This window comes from Roseateles sp., from assembly GCF_049240545.1.
Lineage (GTDB): Bacteria > Pseudomonadota > Gammaproteobacteria > Burkholderiales > Burkholderiaceae_C > Paucibacter_A.
Genome location: NZ_JBMLSK010000092.1, coordinates 79,823 through 96,306 on the forward strand (window position 1 = coordinate 79,823; position 16,484 = coordinate 96,306).

The following is a 16,484-nucleotide window of genomic DNA, read 5'->3' on the forward strand; positions in this document are numbered from 1 at the left end:
CAGGCTGAAAGTCATGACTCCGGCTCTTCTTGCTTAGCCAAATAGACACAGGCTCGCAGGGCCGCCCAATGCGCCTGACCGCGTCGGGAAAACGCTAGATAAACCGGTCTTGAGCGTCGTTCATCAGCGCGCAATGTCGCACGCAGCAAAAGCCAAGCGCCGAAATCAAACAAGACCTCGAGGCGCACGGGCACTTCCTCGGAATCCCGACCCCGAAATGTCAGCCACCACTGCTGCCCATCCCAACGCAAGCGACGGCTTTCGATACGTGCACTGCGCCACCCCAGTGCCGTGGCAATCGGGACCAAGGCCCAGATCAAGGCGCCGTAAAGTCCCCAATTCAGATGGGCAGACAGCGCCATCAGCGCGGAAAAGGCGGACAGCGCCGCAGTCAGCGCCACCCACACTTGGAGTCGCGGCTGCGGCAGAGTCTCGATCTGGAAAGCGGGAGCGCTTCGTCGAGACGGGCGCATCTTGGCCTCCGCTACAGACCCATCGCTGAGAGGCAAGAACCGGCGTTAAAGCGCCAGTTCCGCAGCTTAGATCTTCTTGAAGATCAGGGTCCCGTTGGTACCGCCAAAACCAAAATTGTTTTTGGCGGCATAGTCGATCTTCATCTCGCGCGCCTGATTGGCGCAGTAGTCAAGATTGCACTCCGGGTCTTGATTGAAGATATTGATGGTCGGCGGAGCCACCTGGTTGTGCACGGCCAGCACCGTGAACACCGACTCGATACCACCGGCGCCACCGAGCAAATGCCCGGTCATCGACTTGGTCGAGCTGATGACCAGCTTCTTGGCCACGTCATCACCGAATGCCAGCTTGATGGCATTGGTTTCATTCAAATCACCCAGCGGCGTTGAGGTGCCGTGGGCGTTCATGTATTGGATCTGATCCGGATTGAGTCCGGCGCTGCGCAGCGCGGCTCGCATCGAACGCTTGGGGCCGTCCACGCTGGGGGCGGTCATATGGTACGCATCGGCACCCATGCCAAAGCCAGCCAGCTCGGCGTAAATCTTGGCACCGCGCTTCTTGGCATGCTCGTACTCTTCCAGCACCAACACACCACCGCCCTCACCCAGTACAAAGCCATCACGGTCTTTGTCCCAGGGTCGGGATGCGGTCTTGGGATCGTCGTTGCGCGTCGACAGCGCGCGCGCCGAGGCAAAACCTCCAACGCCCAAGGGCGAGACGGTCGCTTCCGCGCCGCCAGCAATCATCACATCGGCATCGCCGTCCGCAATCAAGCGGCCAGCAAGACCGATCGCGTGCAATCCGGTTGTGCACGCCGTCACCACCGCCAAATTCGGGCCTTGAAAGCCGTACTTGATGGACACATGACCCGAGATCATGTTGATGATGGACGCAGGCACAAAGAACGGCGACACACGGCGTGGGCCGCGCGCCAAAAGCTCGCCGTGAGTCTCTTCGATCATTGGCAAGCCGCCGATGCCCGAGCCCACGAGCACGCCAATGCGCTCAGCTTCTTCTTCCGACAACTGATCCCCGGTCGGCAAACCGGCGTCTTGCACTGCTTGAATAGACGCCGCCATGCCGTAATGGATGAAGGTGTCCATGGACCGCGCTTCCTTGGCAGGAATGTAGTCCGTGACATTGAAGCCTTTGACCTCACCTGCGATCTGGCAGCTGAAGGCGGAGGCATCAAAGCGAGTGATGCGGTCAATACCGGACTGACCGGCCAGGATATTGCTCCAGGCCTCGGCCACTGTGTTGCCCACAGGGCTGATTAGACCTAGTCCGGTAATGACGACGCGACGACGGCTCATGCGATTAGGGGTTCAGTTAGGGATTACCTGACAGCCGAGAGGCTGACTCAGGCCTTTTGGTGCTTGACGGCGTAGTCGATCGCCAGCTGAACGCTGGTGATCTTTTCGGCTTCTTCATCGGGGATTTCGATGCCGAACTCGTCTTCGAGTGCCATCACCAATTCCACGGTGTCGAGGGAATCTGCGCCCAGATCAGCCACGAAGGCCTTTTCATTGGTCACATCAGCTTCAGGCACGCCGAGTTGCTCGGCGATGATTTTCTTGACACGTGCTTCGATATCGCTCATGACTCCTCCAGGAGGGGTTTGCTAGGAACAGCCCGGGATTCTAAGGCCTCTAGAGTGTCTTGCCTAAATTGAGGCTGAATTAGTCACTCTATGGAACCTTCACCGGCCGGGCAAATCCGGTGGATGAGAGCAGATTGCCCTCATCACAAATCAAATCAGTTCATGTACATGCCGCCGTTGACATGCAACTCGGTACCGCTAATGTAGGCGGCCTTCGGTGACGCCAAGAAGGCGACGGCATCGGCAATTTCCCGAGGCTCGCCCAGGCGGCCAACAGGGATTTGCGCCAACAGGGCCGCTTTTTGAGCCTCTGGCAGCACTTCAGTCATGTCGGTCGCAATGAAACCAGGTGCCACGCAATTGACCGTTATGCCTCGGCTGCCCAACTCGCGCGCCAGGGCGCGGGTCATGCCCGCCACACCGGCTTTGGCTGCGGCGTAATTGGCCTGCCCTGGATTACCGGAAGCACCGACCACCGAGGTGATGTTGATGATGCGACCATAGCGCTGCTTCATCATGCCGCGCATGACGGCACGGCACATACGGAAGACAGCCTTGAGATTGGTGTCCAGCACCGCATCCCAGTCTTCGTCCTTCATACGCATGGCCAAGGTGTCCCGCGTAATTCCGGCGTTATTCACCAAGACATGCAGGCCGCCGAGCGCCTTGGAAACCGACTCAACCGCCGCTTCCACTGCAGCAGCATCGTTCACGTCCAAGACCATGCCCTTGCCACCCAGCGGTGCCAAAGCCTCGCTGATAGCAGCAGCACCGGCCTCACTGGTGGCGGTCCCCACCACCACAAAACCTTGCTCAGCCAAGGTCAGAGCGATCGAACGCCCAATACCGCGGCTGGCGCCGGTCACAAGGGCCACCTGCCCAGAAGAAGTAGTTTCCGTGCTCATATGCTTCGTTTCTTTCTCAAGCCAACAAGGCGCGGGCTTCCGCCAGGCTCGTCGGGTCCAGCACCGTCGTGCCGATGATTTCGGGATCGATGCGCTTGGACATACCAGCCAGCACCTTACCCGGGCCGCATTCAATGATGTGCGTGATGCCACGCGCCTTCAGGGCTTGAATGACCTCGACCCAACGCACGGGGCCAAAGGCTTGGCGGTACAGCGCGTCGCGCAGGGCCTCGGCTGTGTTCACCTCGGCCACATCGATGTTGTTGATCACCGGGAAGCTCAAAGGTCCAAAGGCGGTTTCGTTGAGCTTGACTCGCAAGGCCTCGGCGGCCGGCTTCATCAAGCTGGAATGGAAAGGCGCCGACACCGGCAGCAACAGGGCGCGCTTGGCGCCGGCTGCCTTCAGCAACTCGCAAGCCTTGTCGACCCCGGCCTTGCTACCCGCAATGACGGTTTGCTTGGGGTCATTGAAATTGACCGCCTCAACCGCTTCGCCACTGGCGGCGGCAGCGGTCACACAGGTATCGCGTACCGCTTGAGCCTCCAAGCCCAGAATCGCCGCCATGGCGCCAACGCCAACGGGCACGGCTTGTTGCATCGCCTGAGCACGGAAGCGCACCAAAGGCAAGGCCTGAGCAAGGGTCAAGGCGCCCGCCGCCACCAGAGCGCTGTATTCGCCCAAGGAATGGCCGGCCGCGGCCGCCGGAACCAGACCGGTCTCAGCAATCCAAGCCCGGTAGCAGGCAATGCCCGCCGTCAGCATGACCGGCTGGGTATTGGTGGTCAGGTCCAATTGTTCCTTGGGGCCTGCCTTGATGAGGGTCGCAATGTCCTCACCCAAGGCCGCCGAGGCCTCGTCCAGCGTGCGCAAGACCTCGGGATGATCACCCCAGGCATCCAACATACCGACGGCTTGCGAGCCTTGGCCGGGAAACACAAAAGCAAATTTCGCACTCATTGATTCAGTTCTCATCCCAAGGGGCCAGGCGGACGCCAACCCCTTTGTTTCAGAAGTCCAGCAACACCGCGCCCCAGGTGAAGCCACCGCCCACGCCTTCCAGCATGACCGTGTCGCCCGCCTTGACCTTGCCCGCGCGAACGGCGGTATCCAACGCCAAGGGAATCGATGCCGCCGAAGTGTTGCCATGCTCGTCGACAGTGACGATCAGTCGCTCCATCGGCAGCTTCATCTTCTTGGCCGTGCTGTGCATGATGCGGATATTGGCTTGATGAGGAATCAGCCAATCAATGTCCGACTCCTGACGGCCCGCCTTCTCCAAGACCGAGCGCGCCACTTTCTCCAGCACACTGACGGCCATCTTGAAGACCGCTTGACCATCCATCTTCAGCAAGGGGTCACCCAAGACCTTGCCTCCAGACACCGTACCCGGCACGCACAAAATGCCCGAGTGGCGCCCATCGGCATGCAACTCGGTAGCCAAAATGCCAGGCTTGTCGCAGGCGCCCAGGACAACCGCGCCGGCACCGTCACCAAACAAAACGCAGGTGGTGCGATCTTTGAAGTCCAAAATGCGCGAGAACACTTCGGCACCAACGACCAAGGCTTTGCTGGCGGCGCCGGTACGGATCATCGAATCCGCCACCGTCAGGGCGTACACAAAACCCGAGCAAACAGCCTGCACGTCGAACGCGGCTCCACCGTGCACACCCAGCTTTTGCTGAAGCAAGCATGCGGTGGACGGAAACACCATATCGGGCGTCGAGGTCGCCACGATGATCAGGTCAATCTCTTCAGCAGACACGCCCGCGGCTTGCAGGGCCGCTTGAGCGGCAGGCAAAGCCAGATCGCTGGAGCTCACTCCCGCATCTGCGAAATGGCGCGCGCGAATGCCTGTGCGTTCAACAATCCACTCGTCGGAGGTTTCGATGCCATCCACGGCCAGTTGCGCCGCCAACTCAGCATTGCTGAGTCGCTTGGGAGGAAGGAAACTACCAGTGCCGAGGATGCGCGAGTAGCGAGGCAGCGCGGCGCGCTCTGTCTGGGAGCTTGATGTCATGCAGCGTGAACGACCGGGGTCGCTTTATCTCCTGAGCCCACTTGCTCAAGCTCGGCCGATGCATCGGACAAAGACTTGGACTGCAAGGTGGCAATGATTCGATCATGAACCCGGTCTAGCAACCGGTTGCGGGCGGCATCATACGCCCGGTTCAAAGCGGTCTCGAAAGCCACTTGATCGGCCGAGCCGTGGCTCTTGAAGACCAAACCACGCAAACCCAATAAGGCCGCACCGTTGAAGCGCCGATGGTCGACACGGCCCTTGAAACGCTTCAAAACTGGCATCGCCATCAAAGCCGCAGCCTTCGTCAGCCAATTGCGACCAAACTCTTCGCGGATGATGGTGATGATCATGGTCGCCAGACCTTCGGCGGTCTTCAAAGCGACGTTGCCCACAAAGCCATCGCAGACCACCAGGTCCACGGTGCCCTTGAAAATATCATTGCCTTCCACATTGCCGTGGAAGTTCAATTGACCGGAGGCTCCCGCCTGACGCAACAACTCGCCGGCGCGTTTGATGGTTTCGCTGCCCTTGATGACTTCTTCGCCAATATTGAGCAAGCCAACGCGAGGCTCGGGCTCGCCATCCACCGCTGACACCAAGGCACTGCCCATCAACGCAAACTGCAGCAAATGCTCGGCCGTGCAATCGACATTGGCACCCAGGTCCAACATCGTGGTGAAGCCACCCTTTTGATTCGGCATCACAGAGGCAATCGCGGGGCGATCAATGCCATCCAAGGTCTTGAGCAAATAGCGTGACACGGCCATCAAGGCACCCGTGTTGCCCGCAGAGACGCATGCATCTGCGGCAGGCGCTGCGCCGTCCACCGACTTCAGCTGACTGATGGCCACGCGCATCGAAGAATCCTTCTTGCGACGCAGGGCCACCTCCACCGGATCGTCCATCAGGACCACTTCGCTGGCCGGCACGATGCGGCAGCGCGGCCAAGCAGCGGCTTCCACCAAAGCATCCGGCAGCCCGACCAACAACAGCTCGGCTTGCGGGTGACGCTCCAAAAAGGCTCGCGCAGCGGGCAAGGTCACGGAAGGTCCGTGGTCTCCGCCCATGCAGTCAATCGCCAAACGCACCACATTCAGTGGCGCCAGGTCGACAGCATCAGCCGAGGCAAGCGTGCCGTTCACAGGAATTGACATCAATGCAAACCAAATAGGGGATCGACAGGACCCTGACTCACTGGCAAGGCCTGCCAATCAAGACCGTCGATCAAACACGAGCGCAAAACGTGACACTCAAACACAAAAACCCGGCACTGCAACAAGGCACAGGCCGGGAGTTTGTGAGCCATGGCAGATCAAAGCAGCGCGCAACTCAGGAGCTGCGCAGTAGCCTGCAATCTATCAGGAGGCGTCAGCCTTGGTCTTCAGGACCTTGCGGCCGCGGTAGAAGCCAGTGGGGCTGATGTGGTGACGCAGATGCACTTCACCTGTGGTGGGTTCGATTGCGGTGCCCGGTGTAACCAGGGCATTGTGCGAACGGTGCATGCCACGCTTGGAGGGGGACTTTTTGTTTTGCTGAACGGCCATGAAATTCTCCTAAGGCTCCGGTGATTGAGGGGCTTTGCCGCAGGTACTGACTCGAAATCGAGTTGCGAATACTTGCTGCGCTTGCGGCCCTTACACCCCGGGCGCCGCGATTGCTATTGATTCAAGCGTCACGAGCTTCATGCGCACCATGCGCCAGCTGCCTACTTCTCTGAGTGTCCTTCAAGCTCGCTTTCTCAAGCACTGCTTCAAGGCCCATTCCCAGTCTTGCGACATGCCACTTTGATTCTCGAACCGGGGAAAGCCCGTGATTGTAGCACGCATGCGCAAGTTTCCCAAACCGCAGCTTCGAATGCCTATTGCTTCGGGCCCTGCTGCTTCTTCAAAGCCGCAAGCGCCGCAAAGGGATGGGGGCGCTGCTCCTCCGCCCTCTCCATCTCTTGCAAAGCGGGATCAACCGGCGCAACCAGCGGCTGCGGGCAAGTTTCATGTCGCGGCACCAGTGGCAAAGACAGCAGCAATTCATCTTCGAGCAACTCGATGACATCCAGGCTGCGCGTCAAGACCAACAAGTCTTCTTCACTTTCGGCATCAACACTGAGCGCTTCGGCTTCATCTTTGACAAAGCGAAACCAGTGCGACAGCTCAATCGCCTCTTCGACCGGCTGCAAACAACGCTGACAGGTCAAGCGAACCAGGGCGGAAGCCTCAAGATGCAGCCAGGTCTGGGCCTCTGCACCACGCTCTTCGCGTCGCTCGCCCGTCACGCGCCAAGTCACAGCAGGCCAGGCGCTGGCCGGCGCCTCAGGGGCCGCCGCATCCGCAAGACGCAGGAGCGAGGCCGCCGCCAGCTCTCCACTCAATTCAGCGCCATCGCGTGCAAAGGCCGCGACATCCAGCTTGCCAGGGAAATATTGATGCTCTTTCATAGCCTCAAGTGTAGGGGCGCAATCAAATGCCACGCCGCCAAGTGTCAACGCAAAAGACAGATGCCGCGGCGATGCGAAAATCCGGCGATGCAAAACACCCTAATCCCCCGCCCACTGATCCTGGGTTCGACCTCACGCTACCGACGCGAACTGCTGGAGCGCCTGCGCCTGCCTTTCGAGGTTTGTGCCCCGAACGTCGATGAGAGCGCTCTGCCGCAAGAAGCGCCCGCCGACCTCGCCCAGCGTCTGGCCCTGGCCAAGGCCAATGCCATTGCCCAGCAACACCCCAAAGCCATCATCATCGGATCGGACCAAGTCGCCGACTTGAACGGCACGGCTCTCGGCAAACCCGGCACCCATGAACGCGCCGTCGAGCAACTGCAAGCGATGAGCGGCCAGACCGTGATCTTCCATACGGCCCTGGCTGTGGTTTGCGCCGAAAGTGGTTTCACTGCCGTGGACACGACCGTGGTTCGAACCCGCTTCAGAACGCTGTCCGCCGCAGAAATAGAAAGTTATCTCCAGGCCGAACAGCCTTATGACTGCGCCGGCAGCGCCAAGTCCGAGGGGCTGGGCATCAGCTTGCTCGCCGCCATCGAGTCCGACGACCCGACCGCCCTGATCGGCCTGCCCTTGATTCGTACCTGTGAAATGCTACGACAAGCCGGACTCGACCCGCTGCTGCACGGCAAAACTGGAGTCACCCAATGAAGAAGGGTCGCCTCTACCTGATTCCCAACAGCCTGGACTTCGGTATTGAAGGTGCCGCCGTGGATCTGCAACAGGTGCTGCCGCTGCACGTGATTCAAACGGCAGCACGCCTGAATTTCTGGGCCGCAGAGAACGCCAAGACGACGCGCGCCTTCTTGAAGCGAGTCGACGCCATCACCCCCTTGAGCCAAGCTCTGCAAAGCTTGCAAATCAACGAGCTACCCCGACCACCCAAGGGCCGCGCAAGCCTTGAAGCCGCCGCGCAAAATCAAGCTTGGCAAAAGCTGCTCGAGCCTGCACTCGCAGGGCATGACATCGGCCTGATCTCCGAGGCCGGCCTGCCCGCGGTGGCCGACCCCGGCGCGCTGCTGGTGGCCGCGGCCCATGATGCAGATATCGAGGTCATCCCGCTGAGCGGACCCAGCGCGCTGTTGATGGCGCTTTCAGCAAGCGGCTTGAACGGCCAGAGCTTTGCCTTTGTTGGTTATCTGCCGGTAGACGCGGCAGCACGAACGGCCCGCATTCGAGAGCTGGAGTCCTTGTCGGCGCGTCAGCAACAAACGCAGTTGGTCATTGAAACGCCTTATCGCAACTCGGCCCTGCTGCATGCACTGCTGAGCAGCCTAAAGCCCAACACCCGCCTGTCCATCAGTTGCGGACTGAGCCTGGAGCAAGGCTGGACCCGAAGCGCCAGTGTCGAACAATGGCGTAGCTCCGGTGAATCCATGCCGGACAAGGTGCCGGCGGTATTCGTTTTCTTGGCCTGATTTCCAGTCAAGCCCACCCCTCCCGGGGTGGACTCAGGAATCCAAGGTCGACGCAGGGACCTTGGCGCCAAACAAAGCCGCGACCTTGCGTTTCGGCTTGATATTGCTGGAGAGGCCGCGCGGTGCAGCACTTGCACTGCCAGCAGCGCTCTTTTCCCAAGCCGGCAATTCAGCACTGGCACTGGCCTCATAAGGCTTGTCGAAAAAAGCATCGCGCGCCGGCGCCCGGTAGCTTGAACGCGGGGCCGATGCGGCGTCAGGCCGGGAAGATGCGCCGGACTCGACTCGGTCCGCACGATCATTCCACTCGCGGCGTGGCGCGCGCTCGGGCCGTGCGCGCCGCGTGTCTTCCAGTTCGAAGGCGTCCAATTCGATGGTCCGCTTGGTGAGCTTTTCAAGATCCGCAATCAGGCGCGCATCCGACTTGGTCACCAGCGTGACCGCCACGCCGGAGGCGCCAGCACGGCCGGTGCGGCCGATGCGGTGGACATAGTCTTCCGCATTGAAAGGCACATCAAAATTGAAGACCGCCGGCAAATCGGCAATGTCCAAGCCTCGCGCAGCAACATCGGTCGCCACCAAGAGGTCGACCTCGCCGCGCTTGAAGGCGTCCAGTGACTTCAGGCGTTCGTCCTGCGACTTGTCGCCGTGCAATGCGGCTGTACGCAAGCCATCACGTTCAAAGGATCGAGCCAGACGCGCAGCGCCGAGTTTGGAATTGACAAACACGATGGCTTGCGTGATGGCCCGCTGACGCAGGATCTGAGTTACCACCGCGCGCTTGTCATCGTCGGTCACGCTGTAGAACAACTGCTGCACATTGGTGGCTGTCGCATTCGGGCGGGCCACTTCAACCAAGAGCGGGTCTTGCAGATAACTCTGAGCCAGGCGCTTGATCTCCGGCGAGAACGTGGCCGAGAACAACAAGGTCTGTCGCTGCTTGGGCAGAAAGCTCAGGATGCGCTGCAGGTCCGGCAAGAAGCCGATGTCGAGCATGCGGTCCGCCTCATCCAGCACCACATACTCCACCTGATTCAAGACGCAATTCTTGGCCTCGATGTGATCAAGCAAACGCCCTGGCGTGGCGATCAAGACCTCAACGCCCCCCTTGAGCACCAAGGTCTGCGGCTTCATGTCGATGCCGCCAAAGACCACGGTCACCCGCAAATCGGTGTGCTTAGCATAGGCCTTGATATTGTTGGCCACTTGGTCGGCCAACTCACGCGTTGGCGCCAACACCAAGGCGCGCACCGGATGGCGCGCCGGCGAGGCGCTGGCGTTCTCATGCTTGAGCATGCGCTGCAGCAAAGGGATAGAAAACGCGGCCGTCTTGCCCGTGCCGGTCTGGGCTGCACCCATCACATCGCGCCCGTCCAAAACGATGGGAATCGCTTTGGCTTGAATCGGCGTCATGGTGGCGTAGCCGGAGTCGGCTACCGCCCGCAACAGCTTGGCGTCAAGAGGCAGTGTGTCAAAGCGTGCAGGGGCTGCTTCAGGCGCGGCGGGCGTGGTTTGGATGTCGGTCATCCCCCGATTATCCGTCATCCCCGCTGATTACTTGGGATTACCCGAACCCTGGCCCTTGTCGATCTCCGCGACGCGGCTGACCAACTCGCGCTTGGCATGCATCCACCGCGGGGTACGGAAGCGCACGATGCGCCAGTACAAGCCCACATAAACCAGACCAAAGAGCACCATGCACAGCGCCATCATCGGGGTCGAGTCCCAAAAAAGCACTGCAGGCGCCAGAGAGAAGATACACAACATCCAAAGATAAGGCGCCGTCATCGAATTGCGGCGGGTCATCGCACGGGCGTCGCGAGCACCGACGGTCCAGCGCATCAGGCGACGATAGATCAAAGAGTGCAGATGGATGCCGTCAGGCAGGCCCGGTGGCGTGGCGCGGATGAAGCGGCGGCGGTAAATGGAGAACAGCGTCTCAAACACTGGGTAGCTGCACACCATCAGCGCAAACAGCGGCGACACCTCAGGGTGGCGGGCAATCAACAGAATGCCGATCTCGGCCACCATGAAACCCAAGAAGTAGGCCCCGCCGTCCCCCAGGAAGATCATGCCGGCCGGAAAGTTCCAAACGAAGAAGCCCAGCACAGCACCCACGCCAGCCAGAGCCCACAAGGTCAACTCAACGTCACCCACCTGATGCGCCACATAGGCAAAAGCCAGCAGCATCAAGCAGACACACATCGAAGACAGACCATTGAAACCGTCAATGATGTTGACCGCATTGGCCACGCCAGCAACCACCAGCACGGTCGCCAGCAAAGCGCCGACCGTCGTTGCCACCAGAAAATCCAGGCCCGGGATGTCGGTATTGGTGATCCGCGCGTCAATCAACCAAAAAGCCAAAACTGCTGAAACCGCGGTCGCCAGCAAGCGCTTGCCCGGCGATACCTTTTTGGTGAAGTCCTCGATCAAGCCTGCAGCAAAGGCAGGCAGGCCGCAAAGCAGAAGCATCAAACCGAGATGTGCATGATCTGAACCGCGCCACCACACCAGGCCCGCCACCACCAACAGCCCTGCAAACATGCCCACGCCGCCAATCCGCGGAACCGCCTTGGCATGAAACTTCTGCGGACCACTCAGGTCCCCGTCCGCCGACAAATGCCCGTGGAGACTGGCGGAATGCACAACCCACAAGGTGACCAAAGTGGCCACCAAAAAAGACGTAATGAAATACAGCATGCGCTGAGTGTAGCGAGGCCCTCTTGCTCAACTCAGGTCCGGAGCCCCACCAAAGCACCGCTAGAATCCGCCCCAATCCACACGGTGCCCGGGTAAACCCACGGCGCGCACCCGTGTACACAGAAAGAATCACGAACACACGACCGAGGAATGTCAGTGGTCTGCAAACAACAAAAACGCCCTACCGCCAACAAGACGGCCGCACTCACCGCAATGGCGCAAGCGCTTTTGCTACTTGTTTCGAGCCCTACCCTCACCGCTTCGGCAGCTGAGGCCCAAGAGCAAAACAAAGCTGAAGCTGGGGGCTCAATTCGCCTACAACCCAATGCCCGAGTGAGTTCGGAGACAGCGGCTGAAGATCCGATGACTCGCGCGCCTTTGGCTCCTGCAGTCGTCCCGATGAGTGAATTCGAGCGCTATGTGCAACGACTCGCCGGCAAAGACCGGGAGGCTGCTCGGCGCGAGGCCGAGAGCGCCAATGACCCTGGGCGCGTAGCCGCAGAGCTCGAGCCGATTCGCCGCTTTGGCTCTGAATTGATGAGCGATGCCTCGCGCGGCGGGCTGCTGCAAGAATCCAGCACCCAGATCCCACAAGACTATGTCATCAACGTTGGCGACGAAATCTTGGTCACCCTGTGGGGCTCCGTCGATGCCGACCTGCGCCTCACCGTCGATCGCAGCGGCCGCATCACCATCCCGCGCGTCGGCCCCGTGATGCTGGCGGGTGTGCGCTATGCAGACCTGAATTCCGCCATCGACCAGCGCGTCAGCCAAGTCTTTCGTAACTACAAGATCTCGACCTCCTTGGGGCGCCTGCGGAGCATCCGAATTTATGTGACGGGCTTCACCCAGCGCCCGGGCGCCTACACGGTGAGCAGCCTTTCGACACTGGTAACGGGCCTGATGAAAGCCGGCGGCCCAACAGGCGCCGGCAGCTTCCGACACATCGAACTGCGCCGCGCCGGCAAGGTCATCAGCTCCTTTGATTTCTATGAACTCCTGATCAAGGGCGACAAGACCGCCGACCGCACCTTGCAAGCCGATGATGTGATTCACATCGGCGCCGTCGGACCCCAAGTGGCGCTGATCGGCAGCGTCAACAAACCGGCGATTTTTGAGCTCAAGCCTCAAGACACGTTGGCCGACGTGCTGGCCATGGCGGGTGGTTTCTCAGCCGTGGCTGATCGCAGCCGTTTCACACTGGAGCGCCTGGACGCGCGCAATGACGCCCGCGTCATCGAAGTCCCCTTGCCCCAGCAAGAGAAGAACAAACCTCGCGATGGCGACATCCTGCGCGCCTTCAGCGCGGTTGAGACGGCCCTGCCGCAACACAAACAAAGCAAGCGCATCAAGGTCGAAGGCGAAGTGCACCGCCCTGGCGAATTCATCTTGCCAGCCAACAGCACCCTGGCCGACGCCATCAAGGCAGCGGGAGGCCTGACGCCCGGCGCCTACCTCTACGGCACCGATTTCAGCCGCGAAAGCGTGCGGATCAAGCAGTCCGAGAACTATGAGCGAGCCCTACGCGCCATGGAGATTGATTTGCTGCGAGCCAGTTCCGGCAAGAAAGCCCTCAGCGCCGATGAAGCCGCAACGCAGGTCGCCAAGGAACAAAGCAGCACACGCTTGGTGGAGCGCCTGCGCTCGCTCAAGCCCACGGGTCGCGTCGTGCTCGAGATTCAACCCGAAGCCAGCAGCCTCCCCGACCTGAGCCTCGAAGACGGCGACCGCCTTCACGTCCCCGCAGTTCCGAAAAGCATCGGCGTCTTCGGCAGCGTGTTCAACAGTGGCAGCTACCTCTACAAAACAGGCGCAGCGCTCGGTGAGTTCATGAAGCTGGCCGGCGGCCCGACCAAGGGTGCCGATACCGGCAGTTCATTCGTGGTCCGCGCCAACGGCAGCGTCGTGAGCGCTCGCCAGTCGACCAGCGGCTGGTTCATGTCTGGTAATTCCTTAGAAAACCTGACCGCACAGCCAGGCGATACCGTCTTCGTGCCTGAGGAAATGAACAAGAGCACCTTCATGCAAGAAGCGAAGGAATGGACGCAGATTCTTTATCAGTTCGGCTTGGGTGCTGCGGCGCTGAAGACCCTCAAGAACTGATTGCGTCAACCAAGCTGAAACTGCGGAGTCGCTGCGCGTGAGCCAAAACAATTCAACATCGCAAGACCATCTTGCCTTTCGTGACCCACAAGACGATGACAACGGCATCGATCTGGTTGAACTTCTAACCATCCTGGCAGAGCGCTGGCGCTTCCTCGTTATCGCGCCCATCTTGGCCGGCTCGCTGGCCCTCGGCGGCAGCTACCTCATTGAGCCCACTTTCACCGCCAAGACCACATTCTTGCCACCCCAACAGCAGCAAAGCGCTGCCGCGTCAGCCCTGGCCTCCCTGGGAGCCCTGTCCGGCATGGCGGGCGGCATGGCGGGAATCAAAAGCCCGGGGGACCAGTACGTCGCCCTGATGCAAAGTAACAATGTCGAGGATCGCATCATCGACCACTTCAAGCTCATTGAAACTTACGAAACCGAGTTCCGTTTTCAAGCTCGCAAACAGCTTGAGCAGAATGTACGGATTTCTTTCGGCAAGAAAGATGGCTTGATCACGGTCGAGGTCGATGCCAAGAGCCCGCAAATGGCCGCCGATATGGCCAATATGCATGTCACCGAATTGCGACGCCTGACTTCGGAACTTGCTTTGACCGAGGCTCAACAGCGCCGCGCCTTCTTTGAGGGCGAGGTGAAGCGGACCCAACTCAAACTGATTGAGGCACAGCAGATCCTGCAAAGCAGTGGCTTCAATCCCGGAGCATTGAAAGCTGAACCTAAGGCAGCCGCCGAAGGCTATGCCACTCTCAAGGCCCAGGCCACAGCAGCTGAGATCAAGCTGCAAACCATGCGCCGCAGCTTGGCCGACACCGCCCCAGAACTCCAGCAGCAATCAACACTGCTGGGTGCGCTTCGCGCCCAGCTATCCAAGCTGGAAGGCGCGACAAGCGATACCAAAAACGATTCCGACTACATCGGTCGCTACCGCGAATACAAATACCAGGAAACGCTTTTCGAGTTGTTTTCCAAACAGTTTGAAATGGCTCGTTTGGACGAAAGTCGTGAGGGTGCACTGATTCAGGTCGTTGACGTCGCGACGCCACCTGAGCACAAGAGCAAACCAAAGCGTGCCTCCATGGCTATTGCCACGACATTCGCTGCGTTCTTGATCCTTACCATAGGTCTAGTAATTCGCCATTTCTGGAGAGAAAGCAAAGCCCGCCCTGAGAATGCCGACAAGTTCTCGCGCTTGGGACAAGCCTGGACTGGCCGCTGATCAAGCGAAGTGCGGCGGCACAGCGGACCGAGGGCTAAAGAGCAAACGTAGGCAGCCCTAATGTCCAAATGCATGTTAGAGTCGCCATCCGTTCACGCAATGAACAGATAGGATCATAGGGCACCCATGCTAGGCGACGACCTCGACTACGAACTGCTTCGCAATATCGAGGAACGCAACAGCACCAATCAGCGCGACTTGGCCGTACGCATGGGTATCAGCGTCGGCAAGGTCAATTTCTGCTTGCGCGCTGTCGTTGAAAAGGGCTGGGTCAAGGTCAACAACTTCAAGCGGGCCGACAACAAATGGGCTTACGCCTATCTGCTGACTCCTAGCGGTGTGAGCGCAAAAGTCACCCTTGCCAAAGCATTTTTGGACCGCAAAGAGCGTGAGTTTGAGCAACTGCAAGCAGAGATTGACCGCCTTCGCACTGAAATCGATTTAGAACAATAGTCAATATGAATCTGGACGCAAAAATCTTCGTCACCGGCCATAGAGGAATGGTGGGGAGTGCCTTGGTTCGAAGCCTTGAAAACCAAGGGTTTAAGCATATTGTGACGCGAGCAAGGCAAGATCTTGACCTACTTGACCAAGCAGCGGTCCAGGAGTTCCTTGCAGCAGAGCAACCCGATTACATATTCATTGCAGCAGCAAAAGTTGGCGGCATTCATGCAAACAATGTTTATCGGGCCGATTTCCTTTACCAAAATCTGCAAATTGAGTGCAATCTAATTCATGGCGCTCATTTAGCAGGCATCCAGCGCCTGATGTTTCTGGGCTCAAGCTGCATCTATCCTAGAGATTGCCCTCAGCCAATCAAGGAAGAATACCTGCTCACTGGCCCACTTGAGCTCACCAATGAGCCCTATGCCATTGCAAAGATCGCTGGTGTCAAATTGGCTGAAAGCTACAACCGGCAATACGGTCGACAGTACGTCAGCGCCATGCCCACCAATTTGTATGGTCCCAACGACAACTACGATCTCAGCAATAGCCACGTATTGCCTGCACTAATCCGCAAGGCACATGAAGCGAAACTCCGCGGTGATACCGACCTTGTTGTGTGGGGTACTGGCACCCCCCGCCGTGAGTTCCTCTATGTCGACGACCTAGCAGATGCCTGTATCCATCTAATGAAACAAGGCTATGCGGGCGAACTAGTGAATATTGGGACTGGCGAGGATGTGTCTATTGCGGAACTAGCGCAATCCGTCATGGAAGTCGTCGGATTTGAAGGTCGGGTGCGCTTTGACACCAGTAAGCCCGACGGAACTCCGCGAAAGTTACTGGATGTCAGCCGCCTCGCCTCGCTCGGCTGGAGCGCGAAAACGGAATTGCAGGATGGCATTCAGCGCGCCTATGACTCCGCCTCTTTTGGTTGAATTGAAGCCAGTTCAAAACCGCATTCCGATATAAAAATATATGACACATCAAAAAGTTGCATTGATCACAGGCGTTACCGGGCAAGACGGTGCCTACTTGGCCGAGTTGCTGCTCTCCAAGGGCTATCAGGTCCACGGCATCAAGCGCCGGGCCTCGTCCTTCAA

At 59.3% G+C, this 16,484-nt stretch carries 18 protein-coding genes; 7 read left to right on the forward strand and 11 right to left on the reverse strand.

Going from position 1 to position 16,484, the window contains the following annotated elements; translation table 11 throughout:
• Positions 1 to 11 precede the first annotated feature (11 nt).
• The 9 genes from ACOVRJ_RS06390 to ACOVRJ_RS06430 all read right to left on the reverse strand — a co-directional run bounded on the left by ACOVRJ_RS06390 (position 12) and on the right by ACOVRJ_RS06430 (position 7,431).
• Positions 12 to 473 carry a hypothetical protein gene (locus ACOVRJ_RS06390; protein ID WP_422043052.1) on the reverse strand — a complete coding sequence of 154 codons (462 nt, stop codon included), beginning with the start codon at positions 471 to 473 and terminating at the stop codon, positions 12 to 14.
• Positions 474 to 539: 66 nt separating this feature from the next.
• On the reverse strand, positions 540 to 1,787 hold the full coding sequence (gene fabF, locus ACOVRJ_RS06395; protein WP_422043053.1) for a beta-ketoacyl-ACP synthase II: 1,248 nt from the start codon (positions 1,785 to 1,787) through the stop codon (positions 540 to 542).
• A gap of 47 nt (positions 1,788 to 1,834) precedes the next feature.
• Complete coding sequence (gene acpP, locus ACOVRJ_RS06400; protein ID WP_263537748.1) at positions 1,835 to 2,074, reverse strand: acyl carrier protein; 240 nt, start codon at positions 2,072 to 2,074, stop codon at positions 1,835 to 1,837.
• Positions 2,075 to 2,229: 155 nt separating this feature from the next.
• On the reverse strand, positions 2,230 to 2,979 hold the full coding sequence (fabG, locus tag ACOVRJ_RS06405; protein ID WP_422043054.1) for a 3-oxoacyl-ACP reductase FabG: 750 nt from the start codon (positions 2,977 to 2,979) through the stop codon (positions 2,230 to 2,232).
• A 16-nt stretch (positions 2,980 to 2,995) separates the two neighbouring features.
• Positions 2,996 to 3,937 carry an ACP S-malonyltransferase gene (gene fabD / locus ACOVRJ_RS06410; protein ID WP_422043055.1) on the reverse strand — a complete coding sequence of 314 codons (942 nt, stop codon included), beginning with the start codon at positions 3,935 to 3,937 and terminating at the stop codon, positions 2,996 to 2,998.
• Positions 3,938 to 3,986: 49 nt separating this feature from the next.
• A complete protein-coding gene (locus ACOVRJ_RS06415) occupies positions 3,987 to 4,964 on the reverse strand; it encodes a beta-ketoacyl-ACP synthase III (protein ID WP_422043068.1) in 978 nt (325 codons plus the stop codon).
• A gap of 29 nt (positions 4,965 to 4,993) precedes the next feature.
• Positions 4,994 to 6,091 carry a phosphate acyltransferase PlsX gene (gene plsX, locus ACOVRJ_RS06420; RefSeq protein ID WP_422043069.1) on the reverse strand — a complete coding sequence of 366 codons (1,098 nt, stop codon included), beginning with the start codon at positions 6,089 to 6,091 and terminating at the stop codon, positions 4,994 to 4,996.
• A gap of 267 nt (positions 6,092 to 6,358) precedes the next feature.
• Entirely contained in the window at positions 6,359 to 6,544 is a 186-nt protein-coding gene (gene rpmF / locus ACOVRJ_RS06425; RefSeq protein ID WP_263537751.1) for a 50S ribosomal protein L32, read from the reverse strand.
• A 314-nt stretch (positions 6,545 to 6,858) separates the two neighbouring features.
• Positions 6,859 to 7,431, reverse strand: coding sequence for a DUF177 domain-containing protein (locus ACOVRJ_RS06430; RefSeq protein ID WP_422043056.1), 573 nt, complete (start codon positions 7,429 to 7,431; stop codon positions 6,859 to 6,861).
• Positions 7,432 to 7,518: 87 nt separating this feature from the next.
• Here ACOVRJ_RS06430 and ACOVRJ_RS06435 point away from each other — a divergent pair, with 87 nt between their 5' ends.
• Positions 7,519 to 8,142: a Maf family nucleotide pyrophosphatase gene (locus ACOVRJ_RS06435; RefSeq protein ID WP_422043057.1), complete on the forward strand. Its 624-nt coding sequence runs from the start codon at positions 7,519 to 7,521 to the stop codon at positions 8,140 to 8,142.
• A complete protein-coding gene (locus ACOVRJ_RS06440; RefSeq protein ID WP_422043058.1) occupies positions 8,139 to 8,909 on the forward strand; it encodes an SAM-dependent methyltransferase in 771 nt (256 codons plus the stop codon). Before ACOVRJ_RS06435 ends, ACOVRJ_RS06440 begins: the two co-directional genes overlap by 4 nt.
• Positions 8,910 to 8,942: 33 nt before the next feature.
• Here ACOVRJ_RS06440 and ACOVRJ_RS06445 read toward each other — a convergent pair whose 3' ends face one another.
• Positions 8,943 to 10,436 (reverse strand): DEAD/DEAH box helicase, encoded by a 1,494-nt coding sequence (locus tag ACOVRJ_RS06445; protein ID WP_422043059.1) that lies wholly within the window; start codon positions 10,434 to 10,436, stop codon positions 8,943 to 8,945.
• Positions 10,437 to 10,463: 27 nt separating this feature from the next.
• Positions 10,464 to 11,612, reverse strand: a complete 1,149-nt coding sequence (locus tag ACOVRJ_RS06450; protein ID WP_422043060.1) for an MraY family glycosyltransferase — start codon at positions 11,610 to 11,612, stop codon at positions 10,464 to 10,466.
• A 399-nt stretch (positions 11,613 to 12,011) separates the two neighbouring features.
• Here ACOVRJ_RS06450 and ACOVRJ_RS06455 point away from each other — a divergent pair, with 399 nt between their 5' ends.
• The 5 genes from ACOVRJ_RS06455 to ACOVRJ_RS06475 form a co-directional block, all read left to right on the forward strand.
• Positions 12,012 to 13,715 (forward strand): SLBB domain-containing protein, encoded by a 1,704-nt coding sequence (locus ACOVRJ_RS06455; RefSeq protein WP_422043061.1) that lies wholly within the window; start codon positions 12,012 to 12,014, stop codon positions 13,713 to 13,715.
• 37 nt (positions 13,716 to 13,752) lie between these two features.
• On the forward strand, positions 13,753 to 14,937 hold the full coding sequence (locus ACOVRJ_RS06460; RefSeq protein WP_422043062.1) for a Wzz/FepE/Etk N-terminal domain-containing protein: 1,185 nt from the start codon (positions 13,753 to 13,755) through the stop codon (positions 14,935 to 14,937).
• Between the two features lie 126 nt (positions 14,938 to 15,063).
• Entirely contained in the window at positions 15,064 to 15,390 is a 327-nt protein-coding gene (locus ACOVRJ_RS06465; protein ID WP_422043063.1) for a MarR family EPS-associated transcriptional regulator, read from the forward strand.
• A 5-nt stretch (positions 15,391 to 15,395) separates the two neighbouring features.
• The gene (locus tag ACOVRJ_RS06470) at positions 15,396 to 16,319 is read left to right on the forward strand and encodes a GDP-L-fucose synthase family protein (protein WP_422043064.1); all 924 of its coding nucleotides are present in this window, start codon (positions 15,396 to 15,398) and stop codon (positions 16,317 to 16,319) included.
• A gap of 40 nt (positions 16,320 to 16,359) precedes the next feature.
• Positions 16,360 to 16,484: GDP-mannose 4,6-dehydratase (locus ACOVRJ_RS06475; protein WP_422043070.1), on the forward strand; the 125-nt coding region annotated here is incomplete at its 3' end.

Bases quoted from the DNA above. Each gene is read 5' to 3' on its own strand.
- ACOVRJ_RS06390 (WP_422043052.1), bottom strand. From the start codon at position 473: ATGCGCCCGTCTCGACGAAGCGCTCCCGCTTTCCAGATCGAGACTCTG.
- fabF (WP_422043053.1), bottom strand. From the start codon at position 1,787: ATGAGCCGTCGTCGCGTCGTCATTACCGGACTAGGTCTAATCAGCCCT.
- acpP (WP_263537748.1), bottom strand. From the start codon at position 2,074: ATGAGCGATATCGAAGCACGTGTCAAGAAAATCATCGCCGAGCAACTC.
- fabG (WP_422043054.1), bottom strand. From the start codon at position 2,979: ATGAGCACGGAAACTACTTCTTCTGGGCAGGTGGCCCTTGTGACCGGC.
- fabD (WP_422043055.1), bottom strand. From the start codon at position 3,937: ATGAGTGCGAAATTTGCTTTTGTGTTTCCCGGCCAAGGCTCGCAAGCC.
- rpmF (WP_263537751.1), bottom strand. From the start codon at position 6,544: ATGGCCGTTCAGCAAAACAAAAAGTCCCCCTCCAAGCGTGGCATGCAC.
- ACOVRJ_RS06430 (WP_422043056.1), bottom strand. From the start codon at position 7,431: ATGAAAGAGCATCAATATTTCCCTGGCAAGCTGGATGTCGCGGCCTTT.
- ACOVRJ_RS06435 (WP_422043057.1), top strand. From the start codon at position 7,519: ATGCAAAACACCCTAATCCCCCGCCCACTGATCCTGGGTTCGACCTCA.
- ACOVRJ_RS06440 (WP_422043058.1), top strand. From the start codon at position 8,139: ATGAAGAAGGGTCGCCTCTACCTGATTCCCAACAGCCTGGACTTCGGT.
- ACOVRJ_RS06445 (WP_422043059.1), bottom strand. From the start codon at position 10,436: ATGACCGACATCCAAACCACGCCCGCCGCGCCTGAAGCAGCCCCTGCA.
- ACOVRJ_RS06450 (WP_422043060.1), bottom strand. From the start codon at position 11,612: ATGCTGTATTTCATTACGTCTTTTTTGGTGGCCACTTTGGTCACCTTG.
- ACOVRJ_RS06455 (WP_422043061.1), top strand. From the start codon at position 12,012: ATGAGTGAATTCGAGCGCTATGTGCAACGACTCGCCGGCAAAGACCGG.
- ACOVRJ_RS06465 (WP_422043063.1), top strand. From the start codon at position 15,064: ATGCTAGGCGACGACCTCGACTACGAACTGCTTCGCAATATCGAGGAA.
- ACOVRJ_RS06470 (WP_422043064.1), top strand. From the start codon at position 15,396: ATGAATCTGGACGCAAAAATCTTCGTCACCGGCCATAGAGGAATGGTG.